Origin of the sequence: Paucihalobacter sp., from assembly GCF_036825875.1 — a bacterium.
In the GTDB taxonomy this organism is placed as follows: Bacteria; Bacteroidota; Bacteroidia; order Flavobacteriales; family Flavobacteriaceae; genus Paucihalobacter.
Genome location: NZ_DAISXK010000007.1, coordinates 1 through 24,429, shown reverse-complemented (window position 1 = coordinate 24,429; position 24,429 = coordinate 1). Strand labels below are relative to the sequence as shown.

Sequence of the window (24,429 nt, the reverse complement as noted above, 5' to 3'; positions counted from 1 at the left end):
AATTTAGATTTAGTCAGAAACCGCTGTCGCACTCCCCAATAGACAGCGGTTTTTTTATCTTAGTAGGAACCCTTTTCCTGCCCACCATGGGTGAACTTCAATGGATAACCATCCTGCCTTAACCATTGGATCTGAATTCGCTAAACTATCTGCCATTTGAAGCGTTGGCACATTGTAAATCGTAACACCTCTAATATCTCCATTATCTCCGAAAGGGCCAGAGATATCAGCATTGCCAAGATCGTACATTTGTTGTAAATGCTCAAGATGTAACATTTGTAAAGTATCAGCTTCTAATTTATTTTGTGATCGATTAGGTCCAGTTTTTAAAAAGGCTATAAAATACTGTTGCATTAATACTGTGTCACTTGTTTTGGGACTAACATAATTAAAGGTTTGGTAGCCTAACGAATCAAGTCCCACTTTCAATCCTTGTAGAGAGGTTTCTGTAGCAGTCAGCTCCTCATCTTGAAATTTATATGGTTCTTGTGTTATAATTATCCATGCACGATGTGAATAACAATAGCATCATTATTAAGCCTATTAATATTTTTCTTACCATTGGTTATAAGGTTTCTTACTTAGTTGTGAATTATAATATTTTATGTTTCCCGTTACTTCTTGTCCCAGCCATTTTGGCTTTTCAAAATTCTCATCTTCTGAGCCTAATTCAATCTCAGCAATGACCAGGCCTTTATTATCTTCTTCAAATACATCTATCTCGAAGATGTGATTTCCAATAGTTACCTCGTGTCTTATTTTAGCAATAATTCCTGGTTCGCATAGTTTTAATAGTATTTCCGCCTCTTCAATGGTAATTTCCTTCTCCCATTCAGTTCGTGTGGTTCCAGAGCTATTTGAGATTCCCTTAATTGTAATAAAACCTTTGTCGCCCTTTATTCGTATTCTAACCGTTCGCTCGGGATGCGTATTCAAAAAACCTTGAACAATACGCATGGAATTTGATGCTTCAAATAGAAAATCTAAAGAGTTTACTAAAAATTTGCGTTCTATTTCAAGCATTTTTAACTAATTCTTTTATCTGATGACTTTCAATAATTTGATTTTTGTAGCCGTTTAAATCTAAAATAACCATCGCATCGGAAATTGTCTCAGCCTTAATTGACCGATATTTTCTCAACTTCCCAATCAACAAACCATTAATTAAACGCATTGCTTTTTGCCATAGCCATTCAAAAATCCGAAGTTCATCTCTTCTTCCATCGATTAATGATGGTTGTAAAATGAAAGTGTTTTCAATATTTAAGTTTAAAACATCCCGTTCCATTTCACCTTTTATTCTATTGTAAAACATATTGCTTTTTGGATTTGCTCCCAACGAAGACACCACAATAAATGTTGGAATATTATTCAACTTACACAATTTAGCAGCTGAAACAGGAATGCCATAATCAATACTTTTGTACACACTTTCGTCTGGTGTTTTTGCTTTAGTTGATCCAATACAGCAAAACACTACCTGCGCTTTAAAATCATCTTGATGCTCGGAAATCTTGAACAAATCTATGATTAGGATTTCTAATTTAGGGTGGCTAATTTCAATTTTTGATCTGGAAAAGACAATCACTTTTGCATATGCGTCATTGTTCAATAAATTGTCAAGAAGTAAACTTCCTGTTAAACCTGTTGCCCCTAAAATGATTGCTGTTTTATTCATAAAGTCAAATAATTAGTCTAAAGATATTATAAATTTGTGCAATGACGGATGCTAGTTTGCACAGAAAAATTATTCACATTGATATGGATGCCTTTTATGCGTCGGTAGAGCAACTAGATTTTCCCGAACTCAAACATAAACCAATTGCCGTTGGCGGAAGTGAGCAGCGCGGTGTTGTTGCCGCTGCTAGCTATGAAGCGAGGAAATTTGGCGTAAGAAGCGCCATGAGCGGCGTTCAAGCCAAAAGGCTTTGTCCTAGTTTGATTTTTGTTAAACCGCGATTTGATAGGTATAAAACCATATCTAAAAATATACAGTCGATTTTTTATCAATTTACCGATTTGATAGAACCCTTGTCCTTAGACGAAGCTTATCTCGATGTAACCGAAAACAAAAAAGGCAACCCAAGTGCGACACTCATTGCGACCGAGATAAGAAAACAAATATTCGACAGTTTGCAACTTACAGCTTCGGCAGGAATTTCAATCAATAAATTTGTCGCTAAAATTGCCAGCGATTACAACAAGCCTAACGGTCAAAAAACGGTGAATCCAGAAGAGGTGGCTTTATTTATCGAAAATTTAGATATAAGAAAATTTCACGGCATCGGAAAGGTAACAGCGGAGCGCATGTACCAACTAGGTGTTTTTACAGGTAAAGATTTAAAGCGTCAGTCGCTCACTTTTTTAGAAGAACACTTCGGAAAATCAGGCAAGCGCTTTTTCGAACTATCAAGAGGCATTGATTACAGCGAAGTTAAACCAAACAGACTCAGGAAGTCTTTAGCAGCAGAACACACATTTTCGCAAAACTTAACTTCAGAAATCTTTATGTTAGATAAACTGAAGTCTATTTCAAATGAAGTGTCTCAACGTTTGACTAAAAGCAAGCTTTCTGGTAGAACCATCACCCTTAAAATAAAATACAGCGATTTTACAGTTCAAACCAGAAGTAAAACCACAACTGAATTTATCAATAGTGCCTCCCATATCTTTTCAATAGTTGAGGACTTATTACTTGCCGATGACATCAATAATTCGGTACGGTTACTGGGTATTTCTGTATCTAATCTCAATACACTAATTACAAGCAACCCAACTGATGAAACTGTTAGCGCGCAACTAAGTCTAGAATTTTAATACTTCTAAAAACTACAACTAGTAATTTCACTAACGCGCAAAGTATTTACCATTCCTTTATCTTGAATTGGCATAGCGGCAAGACTTATTAGCATATCTCCAACTTCAAGATAACCTTTTTTACAAGCAATTGCATTTACATCTTCAATAGTTTCATCGGTGCTAACGAACTTATCATAATAAAAGGCGTGAACACCCCAAAGTAAACTTAACTGTGTTAGAATACGCTTATTTGACGTAAATACTAAGATATGTGCTGTAGGGCGCCAAGCCGAAATTTGAAAAGCCGTATAACCACTATTGGTCAATGTTGAAATGGCTTTTGCCTTGATTTCGTTTGCCATATTAGCAGCGTGGTAACAGATGGATTTTGTAATATAACGCTTCGTTCTTATGTGTGGTGGTGATTGAGGTACCTGAATTAAGGTAGAATCTTCAACACTTCTTATAATATTTGCCATTTGTTTAATGACCTGCACAGGATAACTTCCTACTGAAGTTTCCCCAGAAAGCATCACGGCATCGGCACCATCCATAACGGAGTTGGCAACGTCATTTACTTCTGCTCTGGTTGGGGTTAAACTACTTATCATAGTTTCCATCATTTGGGTCGCAATAATGACAGGTATTCTTGCGCGCTTGGCTCTCAAAACTAATTGCTTCTGAATTAGTGGCACTTCTTCTGCAGGCACTTCAACACCTAAATCACCACGAGCTACCATCAAGCCGTCGCAGTAAGCCACAATTTTATCGATATTAGCAACTGCTTCTGGCTTTTCAATTTTTGCAATGATGGGAATTTTATATTCGCTGTTATTTCTAATCAATTCTTCCAGTTGCATTAAATCTTCCGCATGACGCACAAAAGAAAGTGCAATCCAGTCAACTTTATGTTTTATGGCGAACAGCGCATCTTCAACATCCTTTTCGGTTAAAGCTGGCTGTGATATATTGGTATTAGGAAGGTTAACTCCTTTTTTGGATTTTAAAGGACCACCTTGAATTACTCTAGCTAGAACTTCCGTTTTATTATCTGATGACACTACTTCAAAAATTAGTTTACCATCATCTAGTAATACGCGCTCACCTGGTTTGCAATCCTGAGGGAACGTGGCGTAGGTCATGTAAACTCGGTCTTTAGTGCCTTCAAATCGTTCGCCTGTAGCGAATATAATTTCATCGCCTTCATTCACAACTACATCTTCCTTCATAACGCCGACACGTAATTTTGGGCCTTGTAAATCGGCTAAAATCGCGGCATTATAACCAAACTCATCATTGAGTTCTCTAATCATCGTTATTCTCTCAAGAACATCGCTGTAATCGGCATGCGAAAAATTAATTCTAAAAACATTGGTTCCTGCATCTAACATTGCTTTAAGTACTTCTTTTGTGCTGGTTGCAGGTCCTAGCGTGGCAACTATTTTGGTTTTTTTCTGTTGTAACATTAATTAAAAAATTAGGTGGTTTTTTGATTTAAGTTCGTCGGCATTCACTGAATAAGAAGCTATAACTTGTGGTATTTTTAGTAAATCTTGAATGATTAATTGCTCATTAAAATCTTGATTGTCATTTTCAATTTTTAAAAAATAATTGACTTTCTTTTTTTCTGGTACTAAATAATGTGTTTTTATAGTTTTTTGCTCAAGTTCAAATAACGAACCTGAACTTTGTAAACCTTCAACTTCTGTTACACATACATTACTGATTAAATGCCATTTGATGCAACTCTCTTTGCAATCATATTCAAAAATTGGATATGAAGCCATAAAATAGTTAAAGTCAAGATCCTTTTCTTTTCGCTTTAAATTAATGTCAAGATGTTTGTTAAGTAAATAGGATATTCTATAATCCTCAACTTGACAATGAATCGCTATAAGTGAGAAGTCTGTGTCGTAAAAGTCATCAACAATGAGTTTGTGCAATGCCATAATATCATCATTAAGCATCGTAAAGATAGTATAATAGGGTTATACTAATGTAAATATATCGAATTGTTAACAAGCTTTTTCTACGAAAACGTTATAGTCAAAGTGCTAATGACGACAAAACGTTATGCACGCGACATTTGATTTTGAAATACGAAAAACGCTCTTTTGGAAGCCTTTTCTTCTGCTTTCTTTTTTGAAGTTGCTCTAGCTTTGGTCACTACTTTACCGTTAACGGATAGTTTAACTGAAAAGTGTTTTAGATTGTCGTTGCCTGTATCTTCGTACACATCGTAATCAAAAGTCTTCTTTTCCTTTTGGCACCATTCAATAAGTAAGCTTTTGTAACTAATAACGCGACCTTCTAAGGTTTCAATATCTACATGTGGATTTATAACCTTATCATAAACAAATCTTTCGCAATACCGATAACCGCGGTCTAAAAAAATAGCTCCGACCAGCGATTCAAACAAATTGCCGTGAATGTTATTTCCAAAATTTGATTTTGGTATTTTACTTTCAACAAAGTCAATAAGATTTAGCTCCTTGCCTAGCTCGTTTAAATGTTCGCGACTCACAATTTTTGACCTCATTTTGGTGAGATAGCCTTCATCTCCTTGTGGTGCTTCGCTAAAGAGATACGAGGCAATAACGGCACCGAGCATGGCATCTCCAACAAATTCTAAACGCTCATAATTTATCGCATTGCCCTTTTCATCCTTTAAATTCATGGAGCGGTGCGTAAACGCTTTTACGTATAAGGTTTTATCATTGATTTTAAATCCTATAACTTTTTCGAGTTGTAAAAAAAAATTCCCGTTGCCTTTGGAACGGGAATTTAATATGTTACGAATGAAGTTCATTCAATAATTTAGTCTAATTTTTTGAAAAGTACACAAGCGTTATGACCTCCGAAGCCAAAAGTATTGCTCATTGCAACTTTAACATCTCGCTTTTGAGCTTTGTTTAAAGTAAGGTTGAGTTCAGAATCGATATTTTCATCAACCACCTCATGATTTATGGTTGGTGGTACGATGCCGTATTCCATTGCCAATATAGAGGCAATCGCTTCGATAGCACCTGCCGCACCAAGTAAATGCCCAGTCATGGACTTGGTAGAATTTATATTAATATTTTTTGCATGGCTACCAAAAACTTGTTTAATAGCTTTTAATTCGGCTACATCGCCTAAAGGCGTTGAAGTTCCGTGTGTATTAATATGATCTACATCTTCGGGCTTTAAGTTTGCATTTTCTAAGCAATTGCGCATTACAGCAATTACACCAATTCCTTCTGGATGGGGTGCTGTCATATGATAAGCGTCTGAGGACATTCCGCCACCAAGCACTTCCGCATAAATTTTAGCACCTCTAGCTTTGGCGTGTTCATAGTCCTCCAAAATTATAGCACCAGCGCCTTCTCCCAAAACAAAACCATCTCTTGTGGCGTCAAATGGTCTCGATGCTGTTTCTGGAGATTCATTTCTAGTGGATAACGCATGCATAGCGTTAAAACCGCCCATACCAGCAATGGTTACTGCCGCTTCACTACCTCCAGTGACTATTACGTCACAATGTCCTAAACGTATATAGTTGAGAGCATCAATCATAGCATTTGCAGAAGATGCGCAAGCAGAAACAGTGGTGTAATTTGGACCCATAAAGCCATGTTTGATGGAAATGTTTCCTGGCGCAATATCCGCTATCATTTTTGGAATGAAAAAAGGGTTAAATCTTGGAGTGCCGTCACCAGCTGCAAAGTTTAAAACCTCATCTTGAAAAGTTTCAAGTCCGCCAATACCTGCACCCCAAATAACGCCAACGCGCAATTTGTTTATGAACTCTAGATCAAGTTTAGAATCTGCGATTGCTTCGTCTGAAGCTACCATAGCATACTGCGTAAACCTATCCATTTTTCGAGCCTCTTTTCTGTCTAGAAAATCGGTAGCTTCGAAATTTTTAAGTTCACAAGCGAATTTGGTTTTGAACTTTTCAGTATCAAAATAGGTGATAGGAGCTGCGCCACTTTTTCCACTGACGAGCGCTTCCCAGTATTCAGGAATTGTATTGCCAATGGGTGTTAAAGCGCCTAATCCTGTTACTACAACTCGCCTTAATTCCATGAAATAATTCTTATTTTGCTGCTTCTATATAGGAGATAGCCTGACCTACTGTTGCGATATTTTCGGCCTGATCGTCTGGGATTTGGATATCAAATTCTTTTTCAAATTCCATTATTAGCTCTACAGTGTCCAATGAATCCGCACCTAAGTCGTTGGTGAAACTAGCTTCTGTTACTACTTCGTTTTCGTCAACGCCTAATTTGTCTACGATAATCGCTTTTACTCTTGATGCAATGTCTGACATAACTTTTAATTTTTTTAAGGTTTAATTAGAGCGCAAAAATAAAAAACTTATTTGTATTAATCACTTTTGCTTTAAAAATGTAAGTGTAATTTAATCAAATTAAATTTAAGTATTTACAAATTACCCTCTATTTGTTAATAATTATTCTTTTTTTTGTTTAACAAATTCATAATTTCTTAAGTGCTCATGAAACAAATTGTAATTTTTGCATCTGGTTCTGGTTCTAATGCTGAAAATTTAATTACATATTTCAAAAACACCCAAAATATACGTGTTGTTGCAGTGCTAACTAATAATCCACATGCCAAAGTTCTAGATAGATGTAAAAATTTAAATGTGAGTGGGTTATCGTTTAATAGAACAAGTTTTTACGATACTACTCACGTTGAAAGTTTATTAATCTCCCTTAACCCAGATCTTATTGTGTTGGCTGGATTTTTATGGAAATTTCCAGATAATTTAATTGCGTTTTTTCCAAATAAAATTATAAATATACATCCCGCGCTTTTGCCAAAATATGGCGGCAAAGGCATGTATGGCATGCATGTTCATCAAGCTGTGGTTGCAAATAAAGAAACTGAAACGGGTATCACGACTCATTACGTAAACGAACATTACGATGAAGGTGCTATTATTTTTCAAGCGAAGTGCGCTGTGAATTCAAGCGACACACCTGAAGATGTTGCCGCTAAAATTCACAAATTAGAAATGCTACATTTCCCAAAGGTGGTGGAGCAATTATTAGATTCTGTGGTTTCAAATTCAGAATTTCATAAAAGCTAGTTATAATTGATATTTGAAACATAAATGTGCCTCTAACTAAAAATTAATCATCATAAATTTAGCCAATTCGTGTCCAAAAAAAAGAAAAAATATTACACCGTTTGGAAGGGTCATCACACTGGGGTATTCGAAACCTGGGATGATTGCAAGGCACAAATTAAAAATTTTGAAGGTGCACAGTATAAATCATTCGATGCGTTTGAGACTGCCAAACAAGCGCTTAAAGGAAATTACTACGATTTCATTTCTAAAAAAGGTGCATTTAAAAGCGGGTTAAACCAATTGCAACTTGACAGAATTGGGCAACCAAATTTTAATTCTATTTCGGTAGATGCTGCTTCAAGCGGTAATCCAGGCGTGATGGAATATCGCGGTGTGGATACAAAAACCAAGAAACAGCTATTTATTCAAGGACCTTTTGAAGAAGGCACCAACAACATAGGAGAATTTTTAGCTATTGTGCATGGCTTGGCCTATTTAAAACAGCATAATAGTGATCGCATTATTTACACCGATTCTAGGACCGCTATTAGTTGGGTAAAAAAGAAGACCTGTAACACCAAGTTAGAACGCAATCCTAAAAACGAAAAACTTTTTGATTTGATTGAACGTGCAGTAAATTGGTTAAAAACGAACACTTACAATAACTCTATTGCCAAATGGGAAACTAAAGCTTGGGGAGAAATTCCAGCGGATTTTGGGAGGAAATAGCAGCGACCTAACTTCAAAAATTATTCACTTTTTTAAGGCGTATTTTTTATGTAATTTTGCAACAAATTTAAAAGACTTTGAGTAAACTAGTAATTGTTGGCACGGTTGCATTCGACGCCATTGAAACCCCTTTCGGGAAAACAGATAAAATACTTGGTGGCGCTGCTACTTTTATAGGATTAGCCGCTTCTCAATTTAATATTGACGTAGCCGCTGTATCAGTGGTTGGAGGCGATTTTCCACAAGAATATTTAGACTTACTTTCGAGCAGAAACATCAATATTGACGGTCTTGAAATTGTTAAAGAGGGAAAAACCTTTTTCTGGAGTGGTAAATACCACAATGATATGAATTCCCGTGACACTCTTGCCACCGAATTAAATGTCTTGGCCGATTTTAATCCTGTGGTTCCTGATAGTTTCAAGAATGCTGAATTCGTGATTTTAGGCAACTTACACCCATTGGTGCAATTAAGTGTGTTGGAGCAAATGCAACAAAAACCGAAATTAGTAGTTTTAGATACTATGAACTTTTGGATGGATTGCGCTTTAGAAGATTTAAAAAAAGTGATTTCTAAAGTAGATGTCATCACCATCAACGACGAAGAGGCGAGACAACTAAGTGGAGAATATTCGTTAGTGGTAGCAGCGAGAAAAATTCACGAAATGGGGCCGAAATACGTGGTCATTAAAAAAGGAGAACACGGTGCTTTATTGTTTCATAAGGGACATGTGTTTTTCGCACCAGCATTACCATTAGAGGAAGTTTTTGATCCAACGGGCGCGGGCGATACTTTTGCCGGTGGTTTTATCGGTTATTTAGCCAATACTGATGATATTTCATTTGAGAACATGAAAAATGCCATTATCTATGGATCCACACTCGCATCTTTTTGTGTGGAAAAATTTGGCACAGAGCGAATGATTCATCTTTCTCAAGATGAAATTTATAAACGATTAAAGCAATTCAAAAACTTAACGCAATTTGACATTGCATTAACATAAACACATGCGCGCTCATTTTAAAGCGCGTTTTTTATTGATAATGATTTTGCGAAACCTAACAATTATTTATTCACATCATGAGTGACGAATTAAAACACGAATGTGGCATTGCTCTTATAAGACTTTTAAAACCTTTAGAATTCTACAAACAAAAATACGGTAGTGCATTTTATGGTGTAAACAAAATGTATTTAATGATGGAAAAGCAGCACAATCGTGGTCAAGATGGCGCTGGTTTTGCAAGCATTAAATTAAATACAAGACCTGGCGAACGTTACATAAGTCGCGTACGGTCTGTGGCGCAACAACCCATTCAAGATGTGTTTTCACAAATTAACCAGCGCATTAGTCAAGAATTTCTAAATCATCCTGAGTATTTGGATGATGTAACAGCCCAAAAACGCTATATACCTTACGTGGGCGAAGTGCTTTTGGGACATGTGCGTTATGGTACTTTTGGTAAAAATAGCGTGGAAAGCGTGCATCCTTTTATAAGACAAAACAATTGGATGCATCGTAATTTAATTGTGGCTGGCAATTTTAATATGACTAATGTAACTGAGTTGTTCAATAATCTAGTGGATTTAGGTCAGCATCCCAAAGAAAAGGCAGATACCATTACAATTATGGAAAAAATAGGGCATTTTTTAGATGATGCCGTTGCTAAAATTTATAAAGACCTCAAAAATGAAGGTTACAGTAAAAACGAATGTTCGCCACTGATTGCCAAGAGACTGAATATCGCAAAAATTCTAAAAAGGTCTTCTAAAAACTGGGATGGCGGCTATGCCATGGCTGGTTTAATTGGTCATGGTGATTCTTTTGTGCTTCGAGATCCCGCCGGAATTAGACCTGCATTTTATTATCAAGATGATGAAATTGTTGTGGTAGCTTCTGAGCGTCCAGTTATTCAAACCGTATTTAATGTGCCTTTTGAAGATGTGCACGAATTACCTTCTGGTCATGCAATAATTACCAAAAAATCGGGTAAGACAAAAATTCATCAAGTCCTCAAACCATTAGAGCGCAAAGCTTGTTCGTTTGAACGCATCTATTTTTCCCGTGGAAGTGATGCTGAAATTTATCAAGAACGTAAAAAACTAGGAAGCCTTTTAATGCCAAAAGTGCTTGAAGCCATTAATGACGACACAAAAAACACTGTGTTTTCTTATATACCGAATACGGCTGAAACATCTTTTTATGGTATGATAGAATCGGTTGAAGATTTTCTGAATGCCCAAAAAACAAAAGCAATCCTTAAAGGAAAACGAGCGCTTTCGGAAGAAAAAGTAACTTCAATTTTGAGCGAAAGGCCTCGTATTGAAAAAATTGCCATCAAGGATGCCAAACTGCGCACCTTTATAACGGAAGATAGCAGTCGTGACGATTTGGTTGCCCACGTATATGATGTTACTTACGGCGTTATCAAACCAACCGACAATTTGGTTATTATTGATGATAGTATTGTAAGAGGTACTACGCTTAAAAAAAGTATCATTAAAATGCTAGACAGGCTGCATCCCAAAAAAATTGTAGTGGTTTCGTCTGCCCCGCAAATTAGATATCCTGATTGTTATGGCATTGATATGGCCAATCTTGAAGGCTTAATTGCTTTTAGAGCCATGCTTGAACTTCTTAAAGAAAACGACAAATACCATCTTATAGACGAAATATATCACAAGTGTAAGGCTCAAACCGAACTAGAAGATAGCGTCGTCAAAAACTTCGTAAAAGATTTATACAGTGAATTTTCTGACGAAGAAATTTCTGATAAAATCTCAGAACTTATTTGCGATGACGATATAAAAGCAGAAGTGAAAACAATATTTCAATCGGTTGAAAATTTACATTTAGCTTGTCCAAACAACTTAGGCGATTGGTATTTTACAGGTAATTACCCTACAGTAGGCGGAAATCGAGTAGTAAACAAAGCATTTATTAATTTTTACGAAGGAAATAAAGAACGAGCTTACTAGCTAAAATACTTAAATTGCGTACTTTATCCGAAAAAATGTGTCTTTTAACTTAAAAAAATGCATTTCGTCTAATATTTAATACTTCTTCTTAAATTAAAATTATTTTAGCATCACCATAACATAAGTAGGTTAAGTTCATGGTAGATTTGGGGCAAAAAAAGGTGAACACTCGTTCACCTTTTTTTATTTACCACCCTTAGAAGATGACTCTAAATAATTCTCTTGATAATCTACCGATTAACTTATTTTTTTAACATATTTCCCTTTTGGACTAATTTCTAAGCAGTTCATCCAAAATTTTTAAGTATTAAAAAATCATCCACCTATATTTGACTCACCATAACATAAGTAGGTTAAGTTTATGGTAGATTTGGGGCAAAAAAGGTGAACATCCGTTCACCTTTTTTCATTTAAATACCTGCGAAAGCAGTTATGTCATTATATAATTCCGGCGAAAGAGGGAAGCTCTGCACAAAACCAATAAAACATATTATTTACAATACATTACAGCATAAAAAAAGCGAACCAATAAAGTCCGCTCTTAAAATTTTTTAAATTACACTTCAACTATTTAGCTGCAGCGTAGCGTCTTTCAACTTCATTCCAATTAATTACATTAAAAAATGCTTCAATGTAATCTGGTCTTCTGTTTTGATAATTTAAGTAGTATGCATGTTCCCATACATCTAATCCAAGAATAGGAGTTCCGCCACAACCAACGCCGGGCATTAATGGGTTATCTTGATTTGGTGATGAACACACCTCAACTTTTCCGCCTTTGTGCACGCATAACCAAGCCCAACCTGAACCAAATTGAGTAGCTGCTGCTTTTGAAAATTTACTTTTAAAATCATCAAATAAGCCGAAAGCAGCTTCAATTCCATCTTTAAGTTCGCCAGACAATCTGCCTTTTCCTTCAGGATTCATAATTTCCCAGAATAGGGAATGATTGTAAAATCCGCCGCCATTATTTCTAACAGCACTGTTTGACATATCTAAATTGGTTAGAATATCTTCAATAGATTTTCCTTCAAGATTGGTTCCAGAAATAGCATTATTCAAATTATTGGCATAACCTGCGTGATGCTTAGAATGGTGTATTTCCATAGTACGGGCATCGATATGTGGTTCTAATGCGTCGTATGCATATTTTAATTTTGGTAATTCAAATGACATAATATATTTGTTTTAAATTAATATTTGATAAGTTACAAATTTACTTAATACCAATGGCAATTAAAAATAATAAATAGTTATCAAATCATTGATTGTTTTTATATTGTAGCAAAAAAATAGATGGATCAAAAGTCTAGGTTTTATATATATAATGCTTCTGCTGGAAGTGGCAAAACCTTCACTTTGGTTAAGCACTATTTAAAATTATTATTTCTGTCTCAAAAACCGCTTCCTTTTAAACATATTTTGGCCCTTACCTTCACTAATAAGGCGGTTGGTGAAATGAAAGAACGAATTTTTAAACATCTTATAGAGTTTGGAGATTCAGAAATATTAAAAACACCTAATGATATGAGTGCTGTATTGTGCGAGGAACTCAATATGTCCATAGAGTCACTTCACACAAAATCAAAATTACTGTTGCAACAAATAATACATAACTATGCAGCTTTTGAAGTATCAACCATAGATAAGTTTAACCATAGAATTATAAGGACCTTTGCACATGATTTAAAATTGTCGGTGAATTTTGAAGTTGAATTAGATCAAAAATCCATGCTTATTGAAGCTGTTGATAGTCTTATTGCAAAAGCTGGCGATAACGATTTGCTAACAAAAACATTGGTGAATTTTGCGCTTGAAAAAGCTGATGAAGACAAAAGCTACGACGTTTCTCTAGACTTTTATCGCATTGCAGAGTTACTCACAACGGAAAACGACATTCCATATATTGAGCATATTGCGGACAAAACGCTCTTAGATTTTAGCAATCTAAAAACACAACTTATTCAACAAAAAAAATCCTTAGAAAAATCGATTGTGGCTATTGCCGATTCCTTTTTTGCTTTCATTGAAAACAACAATATTCCCACTAATAGTTTTACAAGAAGCAGTATTCCGAAATACTTTGAAAAAATATCGAAAAGTGACTTTCCTGCTAGCTTTGACACTCAATGGCAGGCCAAAATTGCAACCGATTCCTTGTATCCACAAAAAACAGATAACAATATTAAGTCTGTTCTTGACAGCCTTCAACCTGCAATTGTACAATTATTTAACGATTCCAAAGAAAAAATAATAGTTTATAAATTTTTAAATGCCATTTACAAAAATATTACGCCACTATCGGTTCTAAATGCTATTAATAACGAACTTAATAGCTTAAAAGAAGTTCAAAATAAAATGCTGATTTCTGAATTTAACGGCGTCATTCACAAAGAAGTAAAAAACCAACCAACACCTTATATCTACGAACGTTTAGGTGAGAAATTTCTACATTATTGTATTGACGAATTTCAAGACACCTCGGTTTTGCAATGGGAAAACTTAACTCCATTAATAGACAATGCATTATCGCAAGAAAAAACAGGAGAAAAGGGATCGCTTCTTTTGGTCGGTGACGCAAAACAAGCTATTTATCGTTGGCGCGGCAGCAAGGCAGAACAGTTTATTGACTTGTATAACAAAAGCGTCAGTCCATTTCAATTGGCTGCTAATGTTGAGCAACTTCCTGTAAATTATAGAAGTCATAAAACCGTAGTTGATTTTAATAACTCATTTTTTAAAGGTCTTTCTGTAAATGCTTTGGCCGATCCAGTATATGCAAAACTATTCAAGAATTCGTATCAAAAAAGTCATTCGGATAATGATGGTTATGTAGAAATTTCATTCATAGATTCTAATAATGATGAAGATGTAAATGAATTGTATGTCCAACACACCTACGTGAAAATTCAAGATTGTATTGAAAGAAAACACCGCTTGTCGGACATTTGTGTTTTGGTTAGAAAAAATAAAGAAGCCGTTATGGTTTCGGAATATTTAAACCTGCAAGGCATTCCCGTGGTGTCATCAGAAAGCTTATTATTAAAAAACTCTCATGAAGTTTGCTTCGTGATTAACTTCATAACCTATATAACTAATCCAGATAATCATGAAGCTAAAATTGAGGTTTTAGAATATCTTGGAAATACTTTAAAAATAGATGATCCACATCCTTTTTATAAATTATTTCTATCAAAATCACAGGAAGCATTTATGAAAGGGTTAAGTGACTTCGGTTTTCAGATTAACAGTGCCGATTTTATACATCTTCCACTTTACGAATTAGTTGAGCTATTGATTAAAACATTCACATTAATAAAAGGTTCTAATGCTTATTTGCAGTTTCTGTTAGATGAAATTTTAACTTTTTCGCAGAAGCAAAATGCTCATATGTCGAAATTTTTAGAATATTTTGAAGCTAAAAAAGACAAATTATCCATCGCTTCACCCGAAGGTCAAGAGGCTGTTAAGGTCATGACCGTTCATAAAGCTAAGGGTTTAGAATTTGAAATTGTGATTTATCCATTTGCCGACAACGATGTTCATAAAACCATGGGCGAAAAAGTTTGGTTTCCGATAAACCCTGAAGAATTTAATGGTTTTAACTTTGCTTATCTGAACTTAAATTCAGAATTAAAAGACTTTGGTGACATTGGTGAAGTTTTATACAATCAGCATCGAGATCAACAGGCTTTAGATGGCCTTAATGTTCTTTATGTAGCATTAACTCGTGCTGTTGGGAAATTATATATCATTTCAAAATTAAGTAAAGGCACTGCCAATTATGCCGGTTATTTTATGGGTTATTTGGAATCTGAAGGTTTATGGCAAGACAGTAAATTAAGCTATTCATTCGGAACACATCCCAGTCCGAAAAATCAGAAGAAATCTACAACCACCAATCTACAACCGGAATTCATAAGTACTAGCCGAAACGAACTTAATCTAAGTATCGTTGATAATGCTTCATTTTTGTGGGATACCACAATTAAAAATGCGATTGAAAAGGGAAACCTAATTCACGAATTAATGTCGAATATTATAACCTCAGAAGATATTGATACGGTTTTAGAAGCATTTGAAAACTCTGGTTCAATCGAATCCAGTCAAATTGAAGTTTTAAAACAAACCATAGATTCTATAGTTTTTCACCAACAGTTACATCGCTATTTTCATGTTAATAACATCATATTCAACGAAAAGGAAATAATTACGGCCGATGCTAAAATACTAAGACCAGACAGAATTGTAATTTTACCAAATAACGAAGCCGTTCTTATAGATTACAAAACTGGAATTAAAAGCGATAGGCATAAAAATCAATTAGATGATTATAGCTTGGCATTAAAAGATATTGGAATAGAAATTACATCAAAACTACTAATTTATGTGAACGAGGAAGTTGAAATAATTGAGTTTTAATTTAAAATTAAGCACTAAGCCTTGTAAAGGTTTTATATAGTATTATTATCTTTGTCGTCTATTTTAAATCCCTAAAATAATTTAATAAATTCATATGTACGGAAGCCTACAACAGCATTTACAAGACGAATTAAAAACCATAAAAAATGACGGTTTATACAAACAAGAACGCATTATTACTTCGGCACAAGGTGCTGAAATAACTTTAAGCACAGGACAAACAGTTCTGAATTTTTGTTCAAATAATTACCTTGGTTTATCTTCTCATCCTGAAGTTATTCAAGCCGCAAAAGATGTTATGGACACCCATGGTTTTGGGATGTCATCTGTGAGATTTATCTGTGGTACACAAGACATTCATAAAACTTTGGAACAAAAAATAGCCGAATTTTACGGAACAGAAGACACTATTTTATATGCAGCGGCCTTTGATGCCAACGGTGGTGTTTTTGAACCGCTTTTAGGTCCAGAAGATGCAATAATTTCTGACTCTTTAAATCACGCCTCGATTATTGATGGTGTAAGGTTGTGTAAAGCTGCCAGATTTCGTTATAAAAATAGCGATATGGCGGATTTGGAAGCACAACTAATTGCTGCCAACGCTAGCAACGCAAGGTTTAAATTAATAGTTACCGACGGTGTGTTTTCTATGGATGGCTTGGTAGCGCCCTTAGACAAAATATGCGATTTAGCCGATAAGTATGATGCTTTAGTAATGATTGACGAATGTCATGCAACTGGATTTATAGGCAAAACCGGTCGTGGTACGCTTGAGGAAAAAGGGGTCATGGATAGGGTAGATATTATTACTGGTACATTAGGTAAAGCTATGGGTGGTGCAATGGGTGGCTACACAACGGCTAAAAAAGAAATTATTGAAATTTTACGTCAACGTTCAAGACCATATTTGTTTTCAAATTCACTGGCACCGGCAATTGTTGGAGCTTCAATTAAAGTGTTCGAAATGCTTGCTGAAAATACTGATTTAAGAGACCAATTAGAGTGGAACACAAATTATTTCAAAAAAGGATTAAAGTCTGCCGGTTTCGACATTATCGATGGCGATTCGGCTATTGTTCCCGTGATGCTTTACGATGCTAAACTTTCACAAACCATGGCCAATATGTTACTTAATGAAGGTGTTTATGTCATAGGATTCTTTTTTCCTGTAGTTCCAAAGGACAAAGCTAGAATACGTGTTCAACTTTCTGCCGCACACACAAAAGACCACTTAGACAAGGCAATAAGTGCGTTTATTAAGGTAGGAAAGGCACTAGAAATTATATAAAAACACTACAAACTCCTTATTTTGTAGTGTTTATTCAATATTTTTATATATTTGTCTTTGTTAATATATTTTAACATCTTACTTTTGCTTACAATTAACACTTAAAAATTAAATTATTTGAATATGAAACATCTTAGCAAATTATTGTTCGCTATGTTATTTTTATTGAGCTTCAGCATAGCTAATGCTCAGGATAAAAACAACCCATGGGCTTTCGGAATTGGAACAAACGCTGTTGATTTTTACCCTGTCGGTGAATCAGCTCCTCAAGGAGCCTTTTTTGACGAATACTTCAATGCCAACGACCATTGGAATATTTTACCTGCGCCAACCGTTATAACAGTTGGTCGTTATTTAGGTGATGGGTTTAGTTTCACCGCTGGAGGTTCGTTGAACACAATTACACGAATTGGATCAAATGTTGACATGAATGGTTTTGAATCAGTTAACAGAGTAGATAATTTAACATACTTCGCTGTTGATGGTTTAGTTTCATACAGTTTTGGTGAGGCCTTAAAATGGTCAAAGGTAGATCCATATTTAGGCGTAGGTGGTGGTTACACTTGGGTTGATGAAATTGGTGCTGGCACCTTGAATGGTGGACTTGGAATTAAATACTGGTTTAATGATAATTTCGGTGTGAATGTTCAATCTACTTACAAACATGCATTCGAAGATTATTTGTTAAATCATTTTCAACATACAGCAGGAATTATTATCAAATTCGGAGGAAAAGACACAGATGGTGACGGTATCTACGATCACGAAGATGCTTGTCCAGAAGTTCCTGGTTTAGTTCAGTTTAATGGTTGTCCAGATTCAGATGGTGATGGAATTCCAGATGCTGAAGACGATTGTCCTTACGAAGCTGGTCTAGCTGAATTTAACGGTTGTCCAGATACTGACGGTGATGGTGTTCCAGATAAAGATGATAAATGTCCTACTGTTGCTGGATTAAAATCTTTAAATGGTTGTCCAGATGCTGACGGCGACGGCATTGCTGACGGTGATGACGACTGTCCAAACGAAGCTGGTCCAAAAGAAAATAATGGATGTCCTTGGCCAGATAGAGACGGGGATGGTGTTCTTGATAAAGACGACCAATGCCCAGATGTTGCTGGCCCTGCTTCTAACAATGGTTGCCCAGAGGTGACTGAAGATGTTAAGAAAACACTTAATGAGTACGCTAAAACAATTCTTTTTGACACTGGTAAATCCTCTATTCAACCTGAATCTGAAAAAGTACTTAAAGATATTATAGCTATTCTTAACGAATATCCAACTGCTAAATTTAGAGTAGAAGGTCATACTGACAGTGTTGGTAGTAATGCCAATAATCTTAAATTATCAAAAGAAAGAGCTGCTTCAGTTATGAAATATTTAATTGAGAATGGTGTTGGCTCAAGCAGATTGAGCTCAGAAGGATTTGGTGAAGATAAGCCAATAGCTTCAAATAAAACAAAAGATGGAAGAGCGGTTAACAGACGTGTTGAAATTAATTTGACGAACTAATAAGAATAAATATTATTAGTAAATAATAAAGAAAAAAACGCTCCGATTGTCGGAGCGTTTTTTATTTTTATACAATGAAGACATTCATTGCAGAAGTTGTAGCTCACCTTATTAAAAAAGATGTTGATTTCAACGACATAATTTTTATTCTACCCAACAAACGCGCTGGCCTTTTTCTTAAAAAGGAACTGTCTCTTCAACTCAATAAAACTTTTTTTGCACCTGACATTCTATCTTCAGAAGCATTTTTTGGCGAACTTTCACAACTTCACACTGTAGATAACATCGAAGCACTATTCATTTTTTATGAGGTTTATTTAAAGTTAACTCCCAAGGACCAAATTGAATCATTTGATATGTTTTCATCTTGGGCACAACTTCTTATCAATGATTTCATCGAGATTGATAGATATTTAATTGAGCCATCTCACATTTTTGACTATTTGAGTGCTATAAAAGATATTGATCATTGGTCATTAGACCACAATCAAACTGAAAACACAACCAAATACCTATCCTTTTGGAAACGATTAATTACATATTACAATAATTTCAATTCTAGATTACTGAGAGACAACAAAGGCCACCAAGGATTGCAATACAGAGAAGCCATAAACAATTTGGAAGGCTATTTAGCGTCGAACAACAAGACACATATATTTGTTGGTTTTAACGCCTTAAATAAGGCTGAGGAAGTGGTGTTTCAAGAGCTTGCTATCCAAAATCGGGCTGAAATATTCTGGGACGTCGATGCGTATTTTTTTAACAATACGCTTCATGATGTGGGTTTATTTTTGCGAGAATATCATCAAAAATGGCCCTTTTATAAATCAAATTCATTTAATTGGATTTCTGACCATTATACCAAGAAGAAGAACATAAAAATTATTGGTGCCATTAAAAATGTTGGACAAATAAAACAAATTGGAGCCATTCTAAAAGATGAATTTAAAATTAATAATGGTGATTTAAGTAATACTGCCGTTGTACTAGGCGATGAAAATCAGTTAACGCCTATTCTTAATTCCATTCCCGCTAATATTGAGCACATTAATATAACAATGGGCTTGCCTCTAAAAAGTGTGAGCATAAGTTCATTTTTTGAACTTCTATTCAACTTGCATCAAACCAAATCAAAAAAATACTATTACAAGGAAATTATTGCGCTATTAAACCATACCGCAATTATATCACTTTATTCAAAAAGTGCCATGATAGAGAAGAACCTTTACATTCAAGAAATCAATACAAATAACATTACTTTTATTGATTTTGAACATTTAAAGAATGGTTTGATCGAGAGCCAAAGACTCGTAAATAACTTATTTTCGTCATGGGAAGATAAAGCTAGTACAGCGCTTAATAATTGTATTCAACTCATCATTGAACTTAAAAACAGTTTAAGTACCAATAGAAATCAACACCTCTTAGATATATCTAATGCTTATAAGTTTTACACCTTATTTAACGAACTCAAAAAACTTATTAGTAAGAACGACTATGTAACTAACATACAAACGCTTTTTGGTTTGTATAAAGAACTATTAAAAAGTGAGACCATCGATTTCCGTGGCGAACCTCTTCGGGGTTTACAAATTATGGGCGTGTTAGAATCAAGACTATTAGACTTTGAAAATGTCATTATTTCTGGGGTAAATGAAGGTATATTACCAGCCGGGAAGCAGCATAACTCATTTATTCCCTTTGATGTTAAAATTGAAAATGGATTACCAACCTACAAGGAAAAAGATGCGATTTATGCCTATCACTTCTACCGATTACTACAGCGCGCTAAAAAAGTTTATATACTTTATAACACTGAAGCCGATGTACTTATAGGCGGCGAGCCGAGTAGGTTTATTAAGCAACTTCAAATAGAAAATATACACAATATTGAAAATCTAGTGTCCATTCCTAAAACGGACCTTGATGTTCGTGAACTTAAAAGAGTTAAAAAATCGGCCAGTTTGATAACTGATTTAAAATTATTAGCGGAAAAAGGATTTTCGCCTTCGTCATTGACCAATTATATTCGAAATCCGATTGACTTTTATTATTCAAAAGTTTTAAATATTAAAGAAACTGAAGAGGTTGAAGAAACGGTGGCGGCTAACACGCTTGGCAACGTAATTCATAAAACCTTAGAAGATTTTTACCTACCATACGTTGGGATGCAACTTGAAGCGCTACACATAAAAAACATGATTAAAAAGGTAGATGATGCTGTTTATAGCCATTTTAAATACTACTACCGTTTAGGTGATTTCACTAAAGGTAAAAATCTCATAATATTTGAAGTCGCTAAACGCTATGTATTTAACTTTTTGAAAAAAGAACTAGAAACCTTAAAAAGTAATCATACCATAAAAATTATTGCATTAGAACAAAAAGTGCGTGTTAAAATAGACATCCCCGAATTAGACTTTCCTGTTTTTCTTAATGGAATCGTAGATAGAATAGATATTTACGATGATACACTAAGAATAATTGACTACAAAAGCGGAAAAGTTGAACAACGCGATGTCGAAATCGTCAACTGGGAGGATTTAACTTCTGATTACAAAAAATACAGCAAGTCATTTCAGCTTTTAACTTACGCTTTCATGCTCCATCAAAACAAACAAATTAGGCCTCCGATAACTGCTGGCATTATTTCATTTAAAAACTTACAAGGTGATTATGTTTTAAATTTTTCCAAAAAGGATAAAAATGGTGGTTACGCAAATAAAGATATAATGATAACCGAAGATACCTTAGATCATTATTTCAATTCACTTCAAGAATTAATACTTGAAATCTTTAATCCGAGTGTCGACTTTGTAGAAAAAGAAACTTAGGCAATTTTTAAATTGGCATCGCTTAATTTAGTTATCTTTTCAATAAGCAGTTCTTTCTTGACTGGTTTTGTCATGTAATCAGACATTCCACAGTCGAATACTTTTTGTCTGGCTTTCTCAGTTGCGTCGGCCGTTACAGCTATTATAGGGATGTCCTTAAGGTTATTGCCCAAATTCCCTTTTCTTATAATTGTAGTCGCTTCGTAGCCATCCATAACAGGCATCTGTAAATCCATCAAGACCATATCGAAGGATTCTTCCATCAGCAATCCTATTGCTTCCTTACCATTAGCCGCGATTTTACATTCAAAGTTAGGTACGGCACCAACAATTTTTTTGATGATTAATTGGTTCATAACATTATCTTCAACTATTAAAATTTTAACCTCATTTTTGTTTTGAAACTGTTTTGATACGTTTGTAACCTTTTCGGGGTTGTTGAATTCTACAACCTTTAAAGGAATAATAATAGTTGTCTCGGTACCTTTTCCATGTTCACTGTCAATGATAAGTGAACCATCAAAAAGTTCAACCAAATGCTTTACGATGGTTAATCCTAGACCAATACCGCCAAAACTTCTTTTGTCGTCTAGTTTCATTTGGCTAAAACTATCGAATAATCCATCTTTTTTATCGAGTGTCATTCCGACACCAGTATCTTTAATCTTTAAAATTAACTTACAAACATTGTTAGATTCAATAATGCTTTCAGCTTTAAATTCAATAGTTCCAGCTTGTGTAAACTTTACGGCATTGCTCAATACATTGTTTGCAATTTGAATAAATCGTTCATAATCGCCATAAACTTTATGCGGCAGGCTTCGAGAATTAGAAACATATTGGTATTTAAGACCTTTATTCTCGGCCATAACCTTCCAATTATCACTAATTTGTCGCAATGCCAAGGGTAACTCAAAATTGTCGGGACGCAGTTTTAGTTGTTTCTTTTCAATTTTTTCAAAGTCTAAAATATCATTGATACTACTTAGTAAACTTATAGAAGCATGTTTTATGATTTCGAAGTTTTTCGTGTTCTCGTTTTGATTTTCTTCGATTAATTGTGATTCAGCAATTCCCATTATAGCATTAATTGGAGTGCGCAATTCATGGCTCATATTAGACATGAAGTAACTTTTTAAATCGCTTATTTCCTGAGATTTCCTTAAAGCAATAGCTTGAGACTCTTCTTTCTTTAGCCTTAGATCTCTTATTAAGTTAGTCATCGACAGGGATAAAAATATCACCTCTAAGCCAATACCGAATTTAGCGCTGTTAAGAACATAAAAATTGTTTGGTAGTAAACTTAAATTATTCATTACAAATCCTAGTAAACCAATTACTAAAAAGAAAATACCCACAGAGAAAAACTTATCTACCTTTATCTTTTTGTATCTCATATAAACCAAAGTGGTGAGAATTAATATAAGACTCATCAATCCGTTTATATTACTCAAAGGATAAGCGATTGAACGTATATGATCTCCCATCATGACAATTAAAGCCAAAATTCCTAAAACCCAATAAATAACCTTATATGCCTTTCGAAAAAATTTAGCTTTTTGGTCTACCTTTAAAAAGTACTCACAATACTTTAATAGGAAGAAATTAGATAACAAAGCTGCAATCATTACTGCCCTATCGTTTATAAATCCGCCACTTGGGAAGAAATACTGAAAAATAAAACCGTCTAATGCGCCTTGCAATAATGCAATAGAAAACACGTAAATACCATAGTATAAAAATGTTTTCTCTTTTAAGCTTGTGAAGAAAAACAAATAAATAATTCCAGCTAAAAAAAGTAAACCATAAAATAACCCTAAAAACAGTTGTTGACTATAATTCATTTGCCAAAAATCGTCTTCACTATATAAATTTAATGGCAAGTTTAAAGTTTCGCCATCACTCTTATAATGAATAAAATACTGCTGCGTTGTGCTTGGTTCTAGCTCGATTTTAAAAATAGAGGAACGGTGTTTAACTTTTCGTTGACTGTAAGAAATTTGATCCCCAGTTCGGTGGATTATTGTGTCGTTTTTAGCAACAATATAAAGCTCTACCAGATCAGTAATAGGTCGCGCTGTTTCAAGATAAAAGATTTGTTTTTCGTTTTGATTGTTTTCGATATTGAATTTGACCCAATAAAAATCCGTTGTAAAACCAACACTATGGTTTTCGGAAGTTAGTGTTTCAAACTTTAAGGCAGCATTATCAAGATTTTCAAGCTGCAAACTTTCATTGCCAGCATTAGCAAATAATGCATGCCGATATAGATTGCTGAATGGTTGTGTGGTTTTAAAATTGGTTGTTTGACCAATTGCAAAAACAGAAAAACACACAAAAAGTAGGTTACTAAAGTGTTTCATGATATTTGGGGTTAGTTCAAATATAAACGAATTTAGGCCTATAGTAGGTTTTTTAAAAGGCGCTATTTTCGATTAAACGAACTATTTCGTCTGTGAAACTACTAAAAAAATCGTTAAAGTGTATGATTTATTTTGGTTTTTGAATATAATCACACCTTTCATAACTAAAATTAATACACGTTCTCATAAATATTTCACCTTACTAACGAAAACACCTGAGGTTGTGTTCAGGTTTAATACTTTGGAGAAAATCGCGCTCCCTTCGGCTAAACTCGTATAAACCTGTCAATCTAAAGGCTGGTTTCTCGTCCGATTATGTCATAAACTAAAAAAAGACCCTCAAAATTGTTGAAGGCCTTCCTTATTAATGTGGAGAAGATCGGGCTCGAACCGACGACCTCTTGACTGCCAGTCAAGCGCTC

19 protein-coding genes are annotated in these 24,429 nt (G+C 34.8%); 9 read left to right on the top strand and 10 right to left on the bottom strand.

The genetic code is table 11. The features are described 5' to 3' along the window. Positions 1 to 54: 54 nt before the first annotated feature. Genes V7Z48_RS03465 through V7Z48_RS03455 form a run of 3 tightly spaced genes read right to left on the bottom strand, consistent with a single transcriptional unit; the run spans position 55 to position 1,678 of the window. A complete protein-coding gene (locus V7Z48_RS03465; protein ID WP_428849748.1) occupies positions 55 to 501 on the bottom strand; it encodes a YciI family protein in 447 nt (148 codons plus the stop codon). A gap of 54 nt (positions 502 to 555) precedes the next feature. Further along, entirely contained in the window at positions 556 to 1,023 is a 468-nt protein-coding gene (locus V7Z48_RS03460; RefSeq protein ID WP_334111999.1) for a CYTH domain-containing protein, read from the bottom strand. Beyond that, positions 1,016 to 1,678 (bottom strand): NAD(P)H-binding protein, encoded by a 663-nt coding sequence (locus tag V7Z48_RS03455; protein WP_334111998.1) that lies wholly within the window; start codon positions 1,676 to 1,678, stop codon positions 1,016 to 1,018. Before V7Z48_RS03455 ends, V7Z48_RS03460 begins: the two co-directional genes overlap by 8 nt. Before the next feature lie 41 nt (positions 1,679 to 1,719). Between V7Z48_RS03455 and dinB the strand changes: the two genes are divergently transcribed. After that, complete coding sequence (gene dinB / locus V7Z48_RS03450; RefSeq protein ID WP_334111997.1) at positions 1,720 to 2,817, top strand: DNA polymerase IV; 1,098 nt, start codon at positions 1,720 to 1,722, stop codon at positions 2,815 to 2,817. A gap of 5 nt (positions 2,818 to 2,822) precedes the next feature. On the opposite strand, the gene pyk is transcribed toward dinB, so the two are convergent. The 5 genes from pyk to V7Z48_RS03425 form a co-directional block, all read right to left on the bottom strand. Then, positions 2,823 to 4,265, bottom strand: a complete 1,443-nt coding sequence (pyk, locus tag V7Z48_RS03445; protein WP_334111996.1) for a pyruvate kinase — start codon at positions 4,263 to 4,265, stop codon at positions 2,823 to 2,825. 3 nt (positions 4,266 to 4,268) lie between these two features. Next, positions 4,269 to 4,748 (bottom strand): IPExxxVDY family protein, encoded by a 480-nt coding sequence (locus tag V7Z48_RS03440; protein ID WP_334111995.1) that lies wholly within the window; start codon positions 4,746 to 4,748, stop codon positions 4,269 to 4,271. A 122-nt stretch (positions 4,749 to 4,870) separates the two neighbouring features. Beyond that, positions 4,871 to 5,608 (bottom strand): ribonuclease III, encoded by a 738-nt coding sequence (gene rnc / locus V7Z48_RS03435; protein ID WP_334111994.1) that lies wholly within the window; start codon positions 5,606 to 5,608, stop codon positions 4,871 to 4,873. A gap of 8 nt (positions 5,609 to 5,616) precedes the next feature. Beyond that, entirely contained in the window at positions 5,617 to 6,867 is a 1,251-nt protein-coding gene (gene fabF, locus V7Z48_RS03430) for a beta-ketoacyl-ACP synthase II (RefSeq protein WP_334111993.1), read from the bottom strand. 10 nt (positions 6,868 to 6,877) lie between these two features. Beyond that, positions 6,878 to 7,111 carry an acyl carrier protein gene (locus tag V7Z48_RS03425; RefSeq protein ID WP_007647141.1) on the bottom strand — a complete coding sequence of 78 codons (234 nt, stop codon included), beginning with the start codon at positions 7,109 to 7,111 and terminating at the stop codon, positions 6,878 to 6,880. 186 nt (positions 7,112 to 7,297) lie between these two features. Between V7Z48_RS03425 and purN the strand changes: the two genes are divergently transcribed. The 4 genes from purN (at position 7,298) to V7Z48_RS03405 (ending at position 11,585) form a co-directional block, all read left to right on the top strand. Then, positions 7,298 to 7,894 (top strand): phosphoribosylglycinamide formyltransferase, encoded by a 597-nt coding sequence (gene purN / locus V7Z48_RS03420; protein WP_334111992.1) that lies wholly within the window; start codon positions 7,298 to 7,300, stop codon positions 7,892 to 7,894. 69 nt (positions 7,895 to 7,963) lie between these two features. Beyond that, complete coding sequence (locus V7Z48_RS03415; RefSeq protein WP_334111991.1) at positions 7,964 to 8,605, top strand: ribonuclease H family protein; 642 nt, start codon at positions 7,964 to 7,966, stop codon at positions 8,603 to 8,605. Between the two features lie 77 nt (positions 8,606 to 8,682). Next, positions 8,683 to 9,609 (top strand): PfkB family carbohydrate kinase, encoded by a 927-nt coding sequence (locus V7Z48_RS03410; RefSeq protein WP_334111990.1) that lies wholly within the window; start codon positions 8,683 to 8,685, stop codon positions 9,607 to 9,609. Between the two features lie 77 nt (positions 9,610 to 9,686). After that, positions 9,687 to 11,585, top strand: a complete 1,899-nt coding sequence (locus tag V7Z48_RS03405) for an amidophosphoribosyltransferase (protein ID WP_334111989.1) — start codon at positions 9,687 to 9,689, stop codon at positions 11,583 to 11,585. 567 nt (positions 11,586 to 12,152) lie between these two features. Here V7Z48_RS03405 and V7Z48_RS03400 read toward each other — a convergent pair. Continuing rightward, positions 12,153 to 12,761 carry a superoxide dismutase gene (locus V7Z48_RS03400; protein WP_334111988.1) on the bottom strand — a complete coding sequence of 203 codons (609 nt, stop codon included), beginning with the start codon at positions 12,759 to 12,761 and terminating at the stop codon, positions 12,153 to 12,155. A 120-nt stretch (positions 12,762 to 12,881) separates the two neighbouring features. On the opposite strand from V7Z48_RS03400, the gene V7Z48_RS03395 reads away from it, so the two are divergent. The 4 genes from V7Z48_RS03395 (at position 12,882) to V7Z48_RS03380 (ending at position 21,644) form a co-directional block, all read left to right on the top strand. Continuing rightward, positions 12,882 to 16,007 (top strand): UvrD-helicase domain-containing protein, encoded by a 3,126-nt coding sequence (locus tag V7Z48_RS03395; RefSeq protein WP_334111987.1) that lies wholly within the window; start codon positions 12,882 to 12,884, stop codon positions 16,005 to 16,007. Positions 16,008 to 16,101: 94 nt separating this feature from the next. Continuing rightward, the gene (gene kbl, locus V7Z48_RS03390) at positions 16,102 to 17,295 is read left to right on the top strand and encodes a glycine C-acetyltransferase (RefSeq protein WP_334111986.1); all 1,194 of its coding nucleotides are present in this window, start codon (positions 16,102 to 16,104) and stop codon (positions 17,293 to 17,295) included. Positions 17,296 to 17,418: 123 nt separating this feature from the next. After that, positions 17,419 to 18,807: an OmpA family protein gene (locus tag V7Z48_RS03385; RefSeq protein WP_334111985.1), complete on the top strand. Its 1,389-nt coding sequence runs from the start codon at positions 17,419 to 17,421 to the stop codon at positions 18,805 to 18,807. Positions 18,808 to 18,881: 74 nt separating this feature from the next. Continuing rightward, positions 18,882 to 21,644 (top strand): PD-(D/E)XK nuclease family protein, encoded by a 2,763-nt coding sequence (locus tag V7Z48_RS03380; protein WP_334111984.1) that lies wholly within the window; start codon positions 18,882 to 18,884, stop codon positions 21,642 to 21,644. Here the strand turns inward: V7Z48_RS03380 and V7Z48_RS03375 are convergent. Next, a complete protein-coding gene (locus tag V7Z48_RS03375) occupies positions 21,641 to 24,007 on the bottom strand; it encodes a 7TM diverse intracellular signaling domain-containing protein (RefSeq protein WP_334111983.1) in 2,367 nt (788 codons plus the stop codon). The genes V7Z48_RS03380 and V7Z48_RS03375 overlap by 4 nt on opposite strands. Between the last annotated feature and the right edge of the window lie 422 nt (positions 24,008 to 24,429).

Excerpts from the sequence above, each read along its gene's own strand:
- V7Z48_RS03395 (WP_334111987.1), top strand. The coding sequence starts at position 12,882 with ATGGATCAAAAGTCTAGGTTTTATATATATAATGCTTCTGCTGGAAGT.
- V7Z48_RS03380 (WP_334111984.1), top strand. The coding sequence starts at position 18,882 with ATGAAGACATTCATTGCAGAAGTTGTAGCTCACCTTATTAAAAAAGAT.
- V7Z48_RS03400 (WP_334111988.1), bottom strand. The coding sequence starts at position 12,761 with ATGTCATTTGAATTACCAAAATTAAAATATGCATACGACGCATTAGAA.
- rnc (WP_334111994.1), bottom strand. The coding sequence starts at position 5,608 with ATGAACTTCATTCGTAACATATTAAATTCCCGTTCCAAAGGCAACGGG.
- purN (WP_334111992.1), top strand. The coding sequence starts at position 7,298 with ATGAAACAAATTGTAATTTTTGCATCTGGTTCTGGTTCTAATGCTGAA.
- V7Z48_RS03375 (WP_334111983.1), bottom strand. The coding sequence starts at position 24,007 with ATGAAACACTTTAGTAACCTACTTTTTGTGTGTTTTTCTGTTTTTGCA.
- V7Z48_RS03440 (WP_334111995.1), bottom strand. The coding sequence starts at position 4,748 with ATGGCATTGCACAAACTCATTGTTGATGACTTTTACGACACAGACTTC.
- pyk (WP_334111996.1), bottom strand. The coding sequence starts at position 4,265 with ATGTTACAACAGAAAAAAACCAAAATAGTTGCCACGCTAGGACCTGCA.
- V7Z48_RS03425 (WP_007647141.1), bottom strand. The coding sequence starts at position 7,111 with ATGTCAGACATTGCATCAAGAGTAAAAGCGATTATCGTAGACAAATTA.
- kbl (WP_334111986.1), top strand. The coding sequence starts at position 16,102 with ATGTACGGAAGCCTACAACAGCATTTACAAGACGAATTAAAAACCATA.
- V7Z48_RS03455 (WP_334111998.1), bottom strand. The coding sequence starts at position 1,678 with ATGAATAAAACAGCAATCATTTTAGGGGCAACAGGTTTAACAGGAAGT.
- V7Z48_RS03405 (WP_334111989.1), top strand. The coding sequence starts at position 9,687 with ATGAGTGACGAATTAAAACACGAATGTGGCATTGCTCTTATAAGACTT.
- fabF (WP_334111993.1), bottom strand. The coding sequence starts at position 6,867 with ATGGAATTAAGGCGAGTTGTAGTAACAGGATTAGGCGCTTTAACACCC.
- V7Z48_RS03460 (WP_334111999.1), bottom strand. The coding sequence starts at position 1,023 with ATGCTTGAAATAGAACGCAAATTTTTAGTAAACTCTTTAGATTTTCTA.
- V7Z48_RS03385 (WP_334111985.1), top strand. The coding sequence starts at position 17,419 with ATGAAACATCTTAGCAAATTATTGTTCGCTATGTTATTTTTATTGAGC.
- dinB (WP_334111997.1), top strand. The coding sequence starts at position 1,720 with ATGACGGATGCTAGTTTGCACAGAAAAATTATTCACATTGATATGGAT.